The following is a 16,352-nucleotide window of genomic DNA, read 5'->3' as shown; positions in this document are numbered from 1 at the left end:
TTATTTTGCCTACTTTCCTTCCAAAATACGCACTAACCGATTGGCAGCATTATATTCTAGAATTCTATCCTTAGACTGAGTGATATCCTCGACTGCATTGCCTGAAGCGTCATAACTGATTGATCGTTGATCATCAACACCACCATTATCAACATCAATCCTCAACAACTGGTTTGAAGAGGAGTCATATGAATAACTTTCTAGTAGTGATCCATTCGATCGTGAAAGACGATTCCCTACTGAGTCATACTCATATATCAGTTGACCGTAATCTCCGTTTGCTTGCTCTAACCGGTATAATGGATCATAAACAAAGGATTGTGCTGTATTACTAACCTGCTCACCAATCGATGTAATATTATTGGAAACATCGTAACCAATATTCGAATCCTTTAATGAATTAGCACTGCCCTCTACCAATATTCTCGATAAACGACCATCTGTATCATAGCTGTAGCTCTGAGTTACTCCGTTGCTATAGCCTACAGACGCAATACCGCCATAGGGTTGGTACTGGACATCGTTCACAATAGTCTGTGTGCTATCTTCGGCACTATCCTTACTGGTAACGGCAATGACTCTCCCTAGATTATCACGGGTATAATTGATAACACGTCCAGAGGGGTAGGTTATTTCGGCTACACGACCCAGGGAATCATATTTGTATTCGATATTGAAGCTAACGCCGGCGACTGTATCAGCTTGGGTAGTTACCCTCCCTAAGTCATCATATGTAAGTTCAGTATTGCCGGCATCATTACTGTACCCAGTGAGACGCCCTAAGCCCTTATTGTCATTTTCAGTATCGTCATAACTATAATTGACATTCTCATCTGTACTGCTGGGATAAGTGATTGCGGTAACCCGGTTGAGAGCGTCATAGCTATAGTTGGCAACTACCGCACGTGCATCAGTACGAGAAATAAGGTTGCCGGCTTCATCATAATCGTAAGTGGTGACACCCGTGTCCGGGCTGACTAGTTTGACTAGGTTACCTGCAAAATCATATTCATAACTGGTAATATTACCGCGTTGATCGGTAACAGAAGTAACGCGGCCGGCACTGTCGTAACTGTACTGGATCTGATTACTATCGGCATCGGTAACCGTCTCGACCCGCCCTAAGGCGTCCCTCAGTTCGCCAGTACTATTTAAGTTACCATCTGTGCTAGAAACCCGCTTGCCATTGTTATCGTAAGCAATAGACGTGTTCTGGCCATTATTACCATCAACATCAATCAAACGACTCAGTTCATCGTAACCACGGCTAACAGAACGTACCAGTGTTGTACCGTCAGCTGCAAAAACCTTTTCCTCGGTAATATTACCAGCGGCGTCACGGGTATATTCAACTCGCTCCCCCAGGGTGTTCTGGGTGGCCGTCAAACGACGCGCAGCATCGTATTCGAAAGTAACACTGGAACTATCCGGGTAAGTAATATTGGTCACTTGCCCCACAAGATCATAGGTATAGGTAGTCACCAGATCACCGGATGCCGCTTTCACCGTAGTTGATTCCAACCAGCCCCGCGCAGTGTAAGTAAAGTGGGTTTGCAGCCCATTAGCATCCTGCGCTTTAAGCGGGCGCCCAGCCGCATCGTATTCAAGAATGGATTCCAAGTGCCCAAGTGCATTAATCGTAGTAGTGAGGCGATTATTACTATCGTAAGTATAAGTAGTGACATCAGAAACATCCGTACGCGGACCATCCGCCGTTTCCATTTTGCCCGCTTCGGTATAGGTATAGGACCAGTTCTGCTCATCAATCGCCGCCTGGGTGCCATGGGCCACCAGCAGGCCAAACGCACCCGCAAGAATAGACTTCCTAAAATACATATCAATTCCTTCGAAATGACTTAATTATTAATTTACATTGTTTGATATTTAATAGAGGTTATTAAGAGCCCTCTACTGATGTCACTTTTTTGGAAAGTAAACGCCCCTTGGAATCATAGATATACTCGGTGATGCTAACAGACGTTGTAACTTTTATTGGCAAGTTAAGAGTGTCGTGCCACTCGGTTGTAACTAACTTAGCTGCGGCAGTGCCGGCAGCTTCAGTACGGGTCAATTCAAGTCCTAGGTTATTGCGAGTGTAAGTGGTGGTATTCCCCTCCCAATCCGTCTCACTGGCTACAAATCCATTGGCATCATAGGTGTAACTTTTGTTTGCCGCCGCACAATTTGCTGATACTTCGCCATCTACAGAAGTGATACGCTTGACACCGTCCACATCGGTATAGTTATAAGTAGTTTGCTTGCCCAGAGCATTAGTGATCCTGCGTGTATAATCATCCACATACTCCACATCCACAGACTCAGAACCTTCATTGTGCTCAGTGTGGATTGCTCGGCCCTGGTCATCATAAGTGAAGGTGCTGTAAACCTTACCCGCTTCATCAGTAACCCCTGTCAGGGCATTGGGAAAGCGGCTATCTTCATAGCGAAAAGTACGCTGTGGATTTTCATCTCCGGGAAACGTAATGGTTTCCAACAAGCCATCATCAGTATAAGCAAACTGGTAGACAGAGTTATCATTGCGGACAATCTGAATCAATTTCCCACCGTTCCAGCTCAGATCAATACTATTACCGTTATCATCTGAGATAGTTGCCTGGTAAACGCCGTTATCATCATAGATATAGCTAATACCCTGTCCTTGCTGATTTTCTACTCGTAAGACTCGGCCAGCAGTATCGTAAGTTTCTATACGGTCGCCTATTTCCAGCTTCCAGCCTGTTATTTCACCACTTTCATCAAGTTCTTTGGTAACACGCCAATCCCGATTGGCCTCGCCGATAAAAGTACCCTCTTCATCTTCAAAGTGCAGATCGCTACCATCAGGACGGTAGGCAATAACTCGTTCCGTTTCACCATCAGACAATGTGTAATGAGCAAGAAAATAACTATGGTTATGGCGCCAATTATCCGTGGCACTGCCGGTATACTCAGAAGTGGAGTCTCTATCGAGCGGCAAACTAATCCCTACCGAGTCACTGGTCACAGTGCCCTCACTATGTGTCACCGTCTCCCCTGCATAGGTTACACTTATTGTAAAACCAGAACCCGATTTTTCGTGATTACCAAAGCTGTTGTAAAGCCAGGAGAAAGTCAAAGGGAAATCACCAATTGAAGAGAATACGGACTCTCGTTGTAATTTATGACCACTAAAGAAGTTGATAGGATTGCCAGCTAAGTTTGACGGGGCCCCAGTTTGATTGGAGCAGCTTTGGGGCTCGGCTGGAGCAACACAGTCTCGAGCTGTATCAGACCAAGGTTTATCGGCTGGACATTCTTTTTCACAAAGACCAGTATCGTAATTATAAGTTGTTGGAGCCATGCATTGAGGCTCTTCGCAGGCCCCAGTTTCAACATTCATAACTCCTTCATCACACACACACATTCCGTTCTGCTCAGGATCAGATTGGGTACCTTCGGGGCAACCCTCGAAATTAAGCGGACGACCAAACACATACGCATGTCCACTCGGATAACCATGTATCCCGCATAACACAGCATGAAAGCTAGTTTCGGAATAATTGACATGTCCCGTATAACGTATCTCACCTTCGGTATACCATGACGCATAACATCCTTCACCAATAGAAGAAGCATCACATGCCGCATACATATCTTCTTGTGTTGGATAAATTCCAACAAAAGTAACCGACTCACAGGAACTAAAAGGCGGATTCGCAGCAAAAGTAACTACCGAAAACATTAAAATAAAAAAAACAACAATGCAGCGCATAAAAGTTTCTCTAAAATTATTAAATTAAAATAGAAAAATACGATAACTACGAAACTATTCCTTAAGATCCAATCCCCACTTAAGCCGCCACCAAATAAAAAACCTGGAACCCTAAAAGGGCGATACAAGGTCAAAGTCTTAAATGGATAAGCTATTCAGCCCAAACCTTTGCACTATAACTCTACCACTCTAACAAGGCCACCCCCGTAAGCTTAATCACTTCAACCAACACCTATAAACTGGGCAACCTGATCGGAGTTAGTAACATCCAAATGAACGGTCTGGTAATCATATTGAGTGTCAGGAGAGTTAATATTGAATTCAACTAAAACAGCAGCCTTCTCACGGAACAAATTTGCTATACTTTCCCCAGTGCCTCCATTCAGTGACTAAGAAACAGCCAGCTCGTCTAAGGTCATGTGTACTCTGAATTTTTGCCATTCAGCAATAAATCCCATTAACTGAGCCGAGTCCAAACCTTAATAAATCAGTTTTTCAACAGCATGCACCACCATAATCAGCACACACCCAATTTCATCAATAACCAACCGATGCTCATAGCTGCCCGTTGACAAGTTCAGAAATAAATCACTCACCGCCTTGTCTTTTCCAAGCTCTCTTGTCGTTTGGTAGACCCGACTAAGGGATTGGAGATTAAATCGCTACCCACTTTACGCACTAACAGCTCTGGACTTAAACGATTATCTCCTGATCACCTTCAATCGGAATGCGGAAGTGATAACCTGTCGGGTTCTGCACAACCAATCTGGACAGAGCTTCGTCACCATACACTTTATCGGCCAATTCAACGTTTAGCAGCCTAAACAATACAGCCTTATGTAAACCACGATATTGGAAATTAGCGATCGCCAGCTCTACCGACTACTTAAATCATCACTCAGCGGGAACACTCTGTATTTTGCCAATCCGAAGGGCGGTCGTACTCTTCCCATCAAGGATAGAGATCATCTCACTCCGCTCAAAATCTTTCACTTTGTGAAGATATACAGCCGATACCGCTGACTCAGACCAAAAGGCACTGCGTCATCTACCAAAGGTGTGAGGATTCTTGCCTCTTTCGACTTATCAACAGCCCTCTCTAGGCACTCAAGGAGTACATTACAAAGCAGGGCAGGAGTATAAATAAAGTTTCTTTCACTGATTTTATTGACAAAATTCTCACAATACTCAAATGATAATAATTTTTATTTGCATCTAAATTTTGAATGGGGTAGCCTAACGGCTAATAATTACGGCTTCTTGAGAGTTGATATCAAGACTAGACTCCTATACATACTACTCAAGCGTCAAAATACAGGGATTGTCATGGCCGCCGTCATGAACTTAAATTTATTTTCTCTCACCGCTCCCAATTTTTTGAGATTGGCAGCCAGCCGTGGTGGTCGGAAGTGAAGAGGCATGGACTACCATTTTTTAGTGAGAGCTCCCTAGGTAGGGAAAAATTAATTCTTACATTTTTGTGGAGAGATCTTAATGGCAGTGAACTTTGCTCCCCCACCAAACGTGTTTTTATCGTTATTAATTGTGTAAAAAATCACCATACACTCTCGCCCTCCTCCCTGAAGAGGCTGCTAGAAAGCGCTGTTTGGTATTGGCAAGTGGAGATAGAGAATCAATGTAGAGACAGCTATCGCTTAATTCCCACCACAGAAACGTGGATCAGTTCCAACTGGGAAAAGAAACTTCTTCCCACTGATGACAAGCACCAAATACAACGCCAAGTCAGAGTAAACAGCCTTTGGGCTGTACATTATGTCATTGGCAATACCTTTGATGCCGTAGAATTTGGTATTTTAAGCAAAATTTTTGTCCCTATGGCCGATACTATTTATTTTTTCGCTGCAGAAGCTGGTATTACTGTCGTTATGTCTCTGAATTTCAGTAGTTTAAAGAGCGCTGCATGTGTGAAAAATAACCCACAAAGGGAACCCCTCCGCTGAAGCAACGACATCATGAACCAGGAATCCTTTAATAAAACTTACAGCCCAATATCCGCATTTCTAAGTGAGTATCAGAATATCGAGTCTGATCACTTTTCTGGCTGCCTTGTAGAAACCACTTTTAGCGTGGATAAATATTGTGACTCATTTTTCACCCAACTTAATATTCCTTTTCCAGACACATTAGACAATGCTGTGCCATCCCGTCGGGCCGAATTTCTTGCCGGACGAGGCTGTGCTCATTTTGCACTAAATAAACTAGGCACACCGGTGACAGAAATCCCTGTAGGGTCAAATCGCTGCCCCATATGGCCAGAAGGAATACAAGCTTCTATTACTCATGCAGGCAACCGGGCAATCTGTGCTGTCAGTACTACATCTCTGGGGCTGGGAGTTGATTACGAAAAAATCATCACAGAGAAAACCGCTATAGAAATCAAAAGCAACATAGTGAGTGATGCAGAGGAGAAACTGCTCTCAGAAACTGGCTTACCCTTGGAAAACTGGTTGACTGTGGCCTTCTCAATCAAAGAGAGTCTGTTCAAGGCACTATATCCAAAGGTGGGAAAGTACTTCGATTTTCTGGATGCTGAAATTACTAAGCTATTTCCTCAGCAACAAAAACTGGAGTTGCGAATTTTGCGGGATCTCTCCTCCAGGGTTCCCAGTGGAAGTACTTTTATCGGCAGATATCAACCACATCATAAAGGCATATTGAGCATCGTTGAATATTAGCCGACTCAGACAATACCAGCCATAACTCAGCTAAGAATAAAAGGACCATTTTATGTCTGACGTTCCAGCTATTTTGAACGCACGGACTCATATGCAACTTCCGGGCAATGACGAACTGATCCGAACAATGCCATGCCCGTCTGATACCGCTTCAACTATTGAGCGAACTCGCCACCAGGTTGCCAGAATACTAAGCGGTGAAGATGACCGCCTTCTGGTAGTCGTGGGCCCGTGCTCAATTCACGACCCTGAAGCTGCGCTAGACTATGCGCAAAAACTGTCCGAAATTCAAAACCAGTTTGAAAGCAGTCTTTGTCTCGTCATGCGTACATATTTTGAGAAACCGCGTACCACCGTAGGCTGGAAAGGTTTTATTTATGATCCTCATTTGGATGGCAGCGCCGATATGCATACCGGGCTCACTAAAGCCAGGGAGTTATTACTCAATATCAATGCACTGGGACTAGGTGCTGCCACTGAATTCCTGTGCCCGCTAAACGCCCTTTATATTGCAGATCTGATTTCATGGGGGGCCATTGGTGCACGTACTACCGAATCACAAACACATCGGGAATTAGCCTCAGCACTCCCCTGTCCTATCGGATTTAAAAATAGTACCGACGGCAATATCAAGGTCGCGATGAACGCGATTCAGGCCGCACAATCACAGCAGATATTCTGCACAACGATCCGCAATGGGAAGTTTGAAGCAATCCAGTCTGCAGGCAACCCGTATTGCCACTTAATCCTTCGTGGTGGAAAAATTCCCAACTACCACCCTGAAGATCTGGAACAGGCTATCTTCGAACTTGGGTCAGCATCACTACCCACCGGTATTATGGTCGACTGTAGTCATGGAAACAGCCAAAAAATACACAGTAATCAATTAGTTGTTGCAGAATCACTCTGCAAACAGATCAGTTCCGGACAGAAAAATACTGCAGCAGTGATGATTGAAAGTTTCCTAATAGAGGGCAATCAAAAGATCTGCAAAAAGGAGAATATGCGCTACGGACAATCCATCACCGATGCCTGTATCGGCTGGGAGGATACTTGCCAGACTTTAGAAATGCTGTCTGAAGCGATTGTCAGACGACGAAACTTATTTACTGCGACTCACAATATGGAAATTGAGTTGAACCTAAGTGCTTTATAATAATGCTTCGGAAATATTTATGCTGCCATTGCTCCATAGTTATGGCAGCTCTTATAAATATGAATCATTTTGTATATATTTGATAGACTTATAAATATAGAAAAATAACTCCATTAAGCATGGATCAAATTGACAGAGAGGTCAGCAAATCGCTGAGGCAAATACGTCAGAACCCACTCAATTTTCTTTGTTAAATTCTACGTTTAGGACATACGATGAATAAAAATACGATGCCTTTTAGTAGCACCCGGCCTATTCCGACTAAGCATTCTACAGTGAAAGAGACATCTCATGCCAACTCAGCCCACCATGATCAGAATCGGACTCACCGAGATAAATAAAACCGTATCTAGCGTACATATCAACAAGCTCAGACTGACAGATAAGATAAATTCTCTTTTTCCCAAGCTTCCTCATAGCGGCAATAAAGCTATTCATTAACTTGCCTGACATACCCTTGCCTTGATATTCAGGGTGAACTACAAGAGACATGATAACGATATTTTCGCCGCTGGGATCATGTCCTATTAATTCCTTGAACTCTTCATTGGATAACTCAACCTTGTGAGCCGCTCCCGAATTAATAAAACCAATAATTTCTATATTGTTTTCGATAACGAGGAATCCTTCAGGATAAGTCTGAATCCGCTTTAAAATTTTCTCTTTTGTAGCAGCCTCATTACCAGCATAGGATATGGACTCAATCTCAAAACATCTATCCAGATCCTGCTCATTTGCAGAGCGTATATTTACTTTAGACATTCTTTATCAACACTCCCTTCACGTAGCATATTAATCAACTGTACATCCTGGTACACCCAGCCCGAAAAATATCCTTCCTTAACTTGTAATATTACCTCACCTCAATACTATCAACCCAAAACCTTATAGGACCTATTAATCTCTGTACGGCGTGGTACCTGATGTTTACACGTGCCTTAGATTTGCATAACGACTCATAAAAATAGCGTTCTTTATACTTTAAATTCATGCGATATATCTTTTCAGAACCCGCCAACACTATACCCAAGAAAAATTTTGATGAATTCTTAGTTAAACTCCTGAAACTACAGGACTCTACCTTCCCTGTCACCTCAAATATACCTTGGTGTTCAGGGGGCAATTCCATAGGTATATTGATTAAATATAATCCACCGAGAAGTAATCCTACTAAACCCAAACTAAATATAATATTTTTCTTAGTCTTTGAAATCATCAATTAAAGCAACCTCGTTACAACACACAGCTGAAAAGCAAAAAAGGTGTGTAAGCCGCCTGGCAGCGAAAGCGTGCAGTTATTTGACTTATCTTCTATTACCGGTTAACTGCTCAATATATTACACTCTAAGCTTCCATAAGCAATTTTTTGCGAGCCAAAATCATGCTGTTTGAATTTGAGCTAAAGTCCATTAGCGTGACCCATTACTTTTTTTCAAATTAAAATATTGGCTGAACTGGGCTATGCCGGAACAAAAATAACCAAGCTCGCCAAATATGGAGTCATTTGAAAGAATTAATGATCGTCGAGAACCTGAAAATTCTCTGCCAATAACTGTGTCTGTAATTGCGACCACTGATCTAGGGGAAGAGAAATTGGCATTGTGACCTTGCTGGCATAGTCCGCCTGTCCACAACTTCCCTGGTGGCGGCCTAACAAAAAGCGCAGACGCGCTTCCTGAGCAAAGTCACAACAAACGGAGGTCTGATGCAAAGGTATAAAAGGTTGCAAAGGGACATCCTGTAATGCTGCGCCCACGGCACCGCGATAGGCTCGCATCAGTCCCCCAACCCCGAGTTTGGTACCGCCAAAGTAGCGGGTAACAATAGCCCCCACGTTACCCACGCCCTGCTTTAATAGCAACTCCAGCATTGGCCGGCCGGCACTACCGCCTGGTTCGCCGTCGTCATCAGCTTGCATGACTTCGGGATTGGACGGATTGCCGATTACGAGCGCAGTACAGTGGTGGCTTGCGTCGGGGTACTCAGAACGAACTGTATCCAGCTGGTGTAGAAAAGCCGTTTTATCTTCTACCGGCCCCAGCCAGCAGATAAAACGGCTTTTCTTTTCTTCCGTTTCACTGACAACGGGAGATGAGGGAATCTGATAGCTCACCGACAATATCGTCCCAGCGCTGGTTTTTCAATTTCTCATACAGAGGCTGGAGCTTGGTCTGCCAGACTTTATTATCGACAACACCAACATGCTTGCAGCGAATAGTCCCCTCGGAATCCACCAGGAAGGTTTCCGGCGCACCAAAAACCCCCAGGTCCAGGGCCAAACGACCATCTCTATCAGCGAGACTGTAAAGGTAGGGGTTGTGGAATTTTTCCAGCCACTTAACTGCCGCCTCATCCTCATCTTTGAGGTTAACACCAACGATCGGCACGCCCTGTTCAGCCAGAGCATTCAAATAGGGGTGCTCTACCCGGCAGGCCACACACCATGTGGCCCACACATTCATCAAATGCGGACCATCGGGAAGATCTTTCTTCTCTACAATCTGGCTGTTATCAGCCACTTTTTGCAAAGAAAATTCCGGCACCGGTTTATTCAGCAGTGCAGATGGCATTTCCTGTGGGTTCAGGTAGAGGCCTCTCCAAAATAACACCGCCAGAACAGCAAATATTACCAGGGGCAAAAAGAGTTTGAGTCTAGACATTATCCTTTCCAACTATTACGCCGTAGCAACATTGCCTGTAACTTCTACTGCTTTAGCGGCTTTCGCTTTGCGATAGCGCTTATCCGCTACAGCAATAGCTCCACCAATCGCCATCAGAAGTGAACCCAACCAAATCCAAACCACAAATGCTTTGTACTGGAGTCGCACAGCCCAATCACCATTGGGGTTGGATCTATCCATCGGCTCGCCGAGCGCCACATAGATATCGCGGAAGAGACCCGTATCAATCGCCGCCTCAGTCATAGTATTGCCGCCGGACAAGTAGTTGCGCTTTTGCGGATGCAACTCTGCTATCGGCTTGCCGCCCTTGCTGACGTGCAGCACACCTTCAAAGGCTCTGTAATTAGGACCCTGGGCCATGCGAACGCCATCAAACTTGAAGTCATATCCGGATACCTGATAAGTATCACCAGCACCCATCCGCACATCTTCCTCAACGGTATAAACGGTAGTCAGCACCACCCCCAACACCGAAACCGCCAGGCCGATATGAGCGATATGCATGCCGTAGTAACTGGCTCTTTGACGCTTCAGACCGGCAAAAAATGAACTGGAATTGCGAGTCTTGGCCACGATATCGGCGATGCTGGAAGCAAATACCCAGACTCCAATAAAGATGCCCAACGACGCCCCCCAATGGTAATCACCCAGGGCCAGGGGCCAAAGCAGCGCAATAACCAGCGAGGCAACGAAAGGCAGGCGCCATGCGCTCAGCAACTTATCCCAGCGGCTGTCCTTCCAGTTAGCACGCACTCCCATACCCACCAACAGGCAGAGAATGATCATCAGGGGTACAAAGAACAGGTTAAAGAAGGGTGGACCCACACTCACCTTGCCCCAGTTCATGGCATCTGCCAGAAGTGGATACAGGGTGCCGGTCAAAACCATACCCATAATCAACATCAACAGGATGTTATTGCCGAGCAGGAAAGTTTCCAGTGAGCGGAAAGAGAAAACACTGCGGGCACTGACTGCCGGCGCACGCAGGGCAAACAGCAACAGGGATGTACCGACAACCACGGCCAGGAAACCCAGGATAAAGCTCCCGCGCAGCGGATCAGTGGCAAATGCGTGAACGGAGGTAATTACCCCGGAGCGCACCAGGAAGGTTCCAAGCAGGCTGAGACTGAAGGCGAAAATCGCCAGCAGGATTGTCCAGCTCTTAAACAGGCCGCGCTTCTCAGTCACCGCCAGGGAATGCATCAAGGCTGTGCCCACCAACCAGGGCATCAGGGAAGCATTCTCAACCGGGTCCCAGAACCACCAACCGCCCCATCCCAGCTCGTAGTAGGCCCACCAGCTCCCCAAGGCAATACCGAGGGTGAGGAAAGCCCAGGCTACCGCAGTCCAGGGCCTGGCCCAACGGGCCCACACCGCATCAAGGTGGCCGCCAAGCAACGCGGCAATAGCAAAGGCAAAGGCCACAGAAAAGCCCACATACCCCATATACAACAGGGGCGGGTGGAAAATCATACCTGGGTCCTGCAGCAGCGGGTTCAAGTCAGAACCTTCCATTGGCGGGAATGGCAGGGTGCGATCAAAGGGGTTCGAGGTAAGGAGGATAAACAGGAAGAAGCCGATCAGAACAAAACCGAGCACGGCTAATACCCGAGCCGAAAGCTCCTCAGGTAACTGTTTACCAAACAGCGCTACTGCCGCTGCCCAGCCCGCCTGAATCAGAAGCCACAACAGGATAGAGCCTTCATGACCACCCCAGACAGCGGTGACTTTGTAGTAGACCGGCAAGATGCTATTAGAGTTTTGCGCTACGTAATTAACAGTGAAATCACTCTGCACAAAAGCAATAGTCAGGCAAGCGAAAGCGATCAAGGTGAAAGCAAAAATTCCCAGGGCCAGGGGGCGTCCAGCCTCCATCCAGACCGGACGGGATGAGTAGCTGCCGGCCATCGGCACTGTTGCAAGTGCAATGGAAAGCAACAGGCCAATGATTAACGCAAAATGGCCCAGTTCAGGGATCATATCTTCGCTCCAGCGGTACAACCCTCGTGGGAAACCATGGTATCGGCAACCTCCGGCGGCGTGTAATTCTCATCGTGTTTTGCCAGAACCTGGTCTGCGCGCAGTACACCACTTGGCATCAACTGTCCGGTAATTACCGCAGCTTCACCCTCGGCAAAAAGATCCGGTAGGATTTTATCGAAGACAACAGAGAGTTCGGCTTCACCATCGGTAATAACAAACTGGACTTCCAGGCTGTTATCAGCCCGCTGTACACTGCCCGGTACAACACATCCGCCCGCACGAATCCGCTTTTCCATCGGGACTTCACCCGCGGCAAAAGCCCTTGGGGCATAGAAATAATCGATATTGCCGCGCATCGCATAGGCGACAAAGCCAACGGCTGCACTGGACAAAACCACCAGGACAAGTACGAGTATCAGGCGCTGCTTGCGTACAGGGTGCATTGTATAAGTCCTACTCCATAACTATTTAATTCTAATGAGCCGATAGGCTCTCCATAGTCCTATCCGCTAAAGCTCAGCAAATTGTGATTAAGCCGGCTCTTCTGCTATTTCTTTCTCTTTAGTAACTGTGCGCTCACTTACGGCCTGACGGCGACGCTGGGCAATTTTTTGCTGGCGCACCAGCTCTGCCTGCAGGCCCCGGCGTGCAATGTAAGGATAGAGAGCCATTCCCGCGAGACACAGGAAAGTCACTGCAAAGGACACCCACACATAAACACCGTGGCCATCCATCACCAGGAATTCGGCCAGGTTGGCAAATTGAAATTCCACTTTTATCGACCTCCCGCCAGTTCTTCCTGGACCCACTTGGTGCGCATCTCGCGTTTGAGCAGCAGAGTGCGGGTATGGGTCAGCAGGGTCCAGGCATACATACAGTAGAAACCGATAATCATGGTCAATAGCGGATAAAACATACTCGGATCAATACTGCTGGATTCGGTCAGGCGAATTGTCGCGGGCTGGTGCAAGGTAAACCACCAGTCTACAGACTTGTAAATAATGGGAATATTCACGGTGCCTACAAGGGCCAACAGCGCAGAAGCTTTATCAGCAACCTGCTCCCGGCTCACTGCGTGGGAAAGTGCCATTACACCGACATAGAGAAACAGAAGTATCAGCATTGAAGTAATGCGGGCATCCCATACCCAGTAAGCTCCCCAGGTAGGCTTACCCCACACGGCACCCGTAAACAACGAGATGAAAGTCAGCACCGCACCGATCGGTGCCGCAGCGCGCATCACCGCAAAGGAGAGTTTCATCTTCCAGATCAGGCCTATAGCGCCGCTGATCGCCATGATGTAGTAACCGGCCAGTGCTAGAAAGGCGGCGGGTACATGGATAAATATAATGCGGTAACTATTGCCCTGCTTGGCATCCTCTGGAGCAAAACCCAGCCCCCAGGCACTGCCTACAGCGAGCAATACAACACTAACCAGCGCCAGCCAGGGCAGCCAGGCTTCAGTTTTTTGATAGAACCAGCGGGGCGAACCCAAGCGGTGAAACCATTGCCAAGCCAAGAAAGACCTCCGAATCAATTATCCAGGCTAATACGTATTGCACCCGCAGCTGCGAGTGGTGCCAGTGCCGCAGCAGCAGCTAAAAGCGCTGCCAGAATTGCAAGTTGGGCGCTGTAGGCATAGCCATCAATTGCCGCCTGTACCGCGCCGGTGCCGAAGATTAGCACGGGCACATACAGCGGCATAACAATTAGTGCCAGTAGCAAACCGGGGCGGCGCAGGGCAACAGTCAACGCTGCACCTATGGCCCCGATCAAGCTCAGGCTCGCAGTTCCCAACAGCAGGGAAACCAGCAAACAAACATAACCATCCACTGGTAGATTCAACATCAGGGCGAGCAGCGGTGACAGCAGTGCCAGCGGCAAGCCTGTGGCAATCCAGTGCACCAGGGATTTTGCAAGAACCGCAAAGTAAAGCGGTTGTGGTAAAAGGGTGAGCTGTTCAAGGGTGCCATCTTCAAAGTCACCTCGAAACAGGCTCTCCTGGGAGAGCATGGTCGCCAGCAGGGCCATCACCCAAATCATGCCCGGAGCCATCTTTGCCAGAAGTTCGGGCTCAGGTCCTACCCCCAAGGGCAAAAGTGCTAAAACCGTCACAAAAAACAATAAAGGGTTGGCAATGTCTGCTCGCTTTCGTAGCGCGAGCAGCATTTCGATTCGGAACAACGCCATAAAACCGGGACCACTGCGCACTTCGCTCACCGGCATTTGGACATCAACTGTCGACATGCTCTCCCCCAAAATCATCAAAAGACTCAGAGACTGAATAGTCAGACAAGTTAACCTCACTGAGGCCTGCAAGTGACAGGGGTTGATGGGAGGTCAGCAGAATTGAACCACCGCTGTAAAGATGAACCGCCATCTGCTCTTCCAAGGCCGCAACACCTACAACATCGAGGGCAGTAAGGGGCTCATCGAGTATCCACAAACGGGGAGAATTGCTTAGGAATAGTCGCGCCAGGGCGACCCGTCGATTTTGACCGGCGGAAAGCGAATGGCACAAGCTGTCCTCGAAGCCGGTCAGGTCTACCTTATCCAGGGCCTTGAGGGCATCTTCTTGACCGGCGCCATACCAGGTGAGATTTTCCAGCGGTGTCAGACCGCTGCGCACCCCACCCCGATGACCAATATAAAGCAGGGACTCCCGCATTGCGGACAGTGCCTGCGGGTAGGGAGTGCCACACCAGAGGATGTCTCCACTGAAATCGCTGCTACTGCCAATCAAGGTGCGCAACAGGGTCGTTTTACCCGCACCATTACTACCTTTGATCTGGATTGCAGCGCCGGCCTGTAAAGAGAACCGAAGGCCCTCAAACAAGCGCCGACCATCCCTTTCGCAGGCGAGATCACTCACTTGCAGTACAACTTGGGACTTAGGGGTCACAGACATTTCCAGGATAAAACCGCTCTGACAAAAATCTGAACGGCATTATACCGGCCCCAGCGTTAATTGCATTGTCTCAACGCGCAACAATTCAAAGACTCTTGATCTTTCGCAAGAATGCCCACTAATTCACATGGAAAAGCGCTATTTAAATTGGCACCGAATTGCAGTTTTGATATTTTTCCACGGTCGTGAGACTTAGTACCTGGTTCTCGTTGTACCCTCAAGGAAGTGGGTATTCTCAGAAGTCGACATAAAGCTGGACCCGAAAAGGGCCAATATTTCTGCTCGTAAGGATGCGTGTCTATGAACAACCTCGCCACCCATATTGACTCCTGGCTCGACGCTACTACTTTAATTGGCCAGGAGAGCCAGATTTACCAACAGCCATTCCCCTTTTTCGTCGCCAAGAACCTGCTGGCCGAGGGTCTTATGGCATCGTTTATTAAAGACTTCCCCAAGCTCAAGGGGGCCGGCTACCTCCCCTACGATAGAAGCAGTTGTGGCACCACAATTAATGAACTTATCGAACAATTTAGGGCTCCGGAATTTGCCGACGCTATCGGGAACAACCTGGGTATTGAGAATCTTTCTCAATACCCGACCTATGTGTCGATCAGCCGCACACTCAAAAAGCGTCACGGTCGTATCCACACTGATGGCCAGTCAAAAATTGCCACAGCCCTGCTCTACTTAAATCCCGAGTGGACTCTGGACGGCACAGGGTGCCTGCGATTCTTAAACAGCGGAAACGACTTTGAAGATACAGCGGCACCAGAAGTAAAACCCTCTTACGGTACTTTGGCCGCATTTAAAAGGGCTGATAACTCGTTTCACGGGCACCTGCCTTTCGAGGGCAAAAGACTGGTTATCCAGGTAGCTTGGTTAGTCAGTGATGCCGAAAAAAACAGGAAGGCCAAGCGCGGCAAACTGGCCTCAAAACTTAAGCGGCTGCTGGGCTTGTTTGGAGGTAACTCAGCAGCCCCGCAAAACACTTAGGCTACAGCCACCGATCCAAGTACTGGAGCCCACTTCCCAAGCGGGCTCCAGTACGTTGAAAGTTCCGCAGCACAAATACAACTCCACTGATTCCGGGAACATCTCTTCTGCAAAAATAATTACTGGAGAAGTTCAGTCAAAAGAGTAAAGCGATATGTGAAACCATAGCTTGGCGATTTCTGAT

The 16,352-nt window shown here is 47.3% G+C and carries 15 protein-coding genes; 4 read left to right on the top strand and 11 right to left on the bottom strand.

Annotated features, from left to right (window positions below):
* Positions 1-9: 9 nt before the first annotated feature.
* Both BTJ40_RS08080 and BTJ40_RS08075 read right to left on the bottom strand, forming a co-directional pair.
* Positions 10-1,836 carry an RHS repeat protein gene (locus BTJ40_RS08080; RefSeq protein ID WP_108732604.1) on the bottom strand — a complete coding sequence of 609 codons (1,827 nt, stop codon included), beginning with the start codon at positions 1,834-1,836 and terminating at the stop codon, positions 10-12.
* Positions 1,837-1,897: 61 nt separating this feature from the next.
* Entirely contained in the window at positions 1,898-3,751 is a 1,854-nt protein-coding gene (locus BTJ40_RS08075; RefSeq protein ID WP_157953968.1) for an RHS repeat domain-containing protein, read from the bottom strand.
* Positions 3,752-5,160: 1,409 nt separating this feature from the next.
* On the opposite strand from BTJ40_RS08075, the gene BTJ40_RS08060 reads away from it, so the two are divergent.
* The 3 genes from BTJ40_RS08060 to BTJ40_RS08050 are packed head-to-tail and all read left to right on the top strand — an operon-like array spanning position 5,161 to position 7,603.
* A complete protein-coding gene (locus tag BTJ40_RS08060) occupies positions 5,161-5,712 on the top strand; it encodes an enterochelin esterase domain-containing protein (RefSeq protein WP_157953967.1) in 552 nt (183 codons plus the stop codon).
* A 12-nt stretch (positions 5,713-5,724) separates the two neighbouring features.
* Positions 5,725-6,447 carry a 4'-phosphopantetheinyl transferase gene (locus BTJ40_RS08055; protein WP_108732599.1) on the top strand — a complete coding sequence of 241 codons (723 nt, stop codon included), beginning with the start codon at positions 5,725-5,727 and terminating at the stop codon, positions 6,445-6,447.
* 52 nt (positions 6,448-6,499) lie between these two features.
* On the top strand, positions 6,500-7,603 hold the full coding sequence (locus BTJ40_RS08050; RefSeq protein ID WP_108732598.1) for a 3-deoxy-7-phosphoheptulonate synthase: 1,104 nt from the start codon (positions 6,500-6,502) through the stop codon (positions 7,601-7,603).
* 270 nt (positions 7,604-7,873) lie between these two features.
* Here BTJ40_RS08050 and BTJ40_RS08045 read toward each other — a convergent pair whose 3' ends face one another.
* From BTJ40_RS08045 to ccmA, 9 genes are all read right to left on the bottom strand, one after another.
* Positions 7,874-8,365 (bottom strand): GNAT family N-acetyltransferase, encoded by a 492-nt coding sequence (locus BTJ40_RS08045; protein ID WP_108732597.1) that lies wholly within the window; start codon positions 8,363-8,365, stop codon positions 7,874-7,876.
* A gap of 751 nt (positions 8,366-9,116) precedes the next feature.
* Positions 9,117-9,716, bottom strand: coding sequence for a YigZ family protein (locus tag BTJ40_RS08035; protein WP_108732595.1), 600 nt, complete (start codon positions 9,714-9,716; stop codon positions 9,117-9,119).
* Positions 9,679-10,263, bottom strand: a complete 585-nt coding sequence (locus BTJ40_RS08030; RefSeq protein WP_108732594.1) for a DsbE family thiol:disulfide interchange protein — start codon at positions 10,261-10,263, stop codon at positions 9,679-9,681. The genes BTJ40_RS08035 and BTJ40_RS08030 overlap by 38 nt, the downstream gene beginning before the upstream one ends.
* 15 nt (positions 10,264-10,278) lie before the next feature.
* Positions 10,279-12,264 (bottom strand): heme lyase CcmF/NrfE family subunit, encoded by a 1,986-nt coding sequence (locus BTJ40_RS08025; protein WP_108732593.1) that lies wholly within the window; start codon positions 12,262-12,264, stop codon positions 10,279-10,281.
* Positions 12,261-12,710: a cytochrome c maturation protein CcmE gene (locus BTJ40_RS08020; RefSeq protein WP_108732592.1), complete on the bottom strand. Its 450-nt coding sequence runs from the start codon at positions 12,708-12,710 to the stop codon at positions 12,261-12,263. Before BTJ40_RS08020 ends, BTJ40_RS08025 begins: the two co-directional genes overlap by 4 nt.
* Positions 12,711-12,797: 87 nt before the next feature.
* Complete coding sequence (gene ccmD, locus BTJ40_RS08015) at positions 12,798-13,040, bottom strand: heme exporter protein CcmD (protein ID WP_108732591.1); 243 nt, start codon at positions 13,038-13,040, stop codon at positions 12,798-12,800.
* A 2-nt stretch (positions 13,041-13,042) separates the two neighbouring features.
* Complete coding sequence (locus tag BTJ40_RS08010) at positions 13,043-13,786, bottom strand: heme ABC transporter permease (RefSeq protein ID WP_108732590.1); 744 nt, start codon at positions 13,784-13,786, stop codon at positions 13,043-13,045.
* A gap of 14 nt (positions 13,787-13,800) precedes the next feature.
* A complete protein-coding gene (gene ccmB, locus BTJ40_RS08005; protein WP_108732589.1) occupies positions 13,801-14,514 on the bottom strand; it encodes a heme exporter protein CcmB in 714 nt (237 codons plus the stop codon).
* Positions 14,501-15,175 (bottom strand): cytochrome c biogenesis heme-transporting ATPase CcmA, encoded by a 675-nt coding sequence (ccmA, locus tag BTJ40_RS08000; protein ID WP_192879391.1) that lies wholly within the window; start codon positions 15,173-15,175, stop codon positions 14,501-14,503. Before ccmA ends, ccmB begins: the two co-directional genes overlap by 14 nt.
* 300 nt (positions 15,176-15,475) lie before the next feature.
* Between ccmA and BTJ40_RS07995 the strand changes: the two genes are divergently transcribed.
* Positions 15,476-16,168 (top strand): 2OG-Fe(II) oxygenase, encoded by a 693-nt coding sequence (locus BTJ40_RS07995; protein WP_108732587.1) that lies wholly within the window; start codon positions 15,476-15,478, stop codon positions 16,166-16,168.
* The last annotated feature ends 184 nt before the right edge of the window (positions 16,169-16,352 follow it).

The sequence above is a fragment of the Microbulbifer sp. A4B17 genome (genome assembly GCF_003076275.1).
Lineage (GTDB): Bacteria > Pseudomonadota > Gammaproteobacteria > Pseudomonadales > Cellvibrionaceae > Microbulbifer.
The sequence above is the reverse complement of the archived record's forward strand: the minus strand, read 5'-3'. Positions and strand labels throughout refer to the sequence as shown.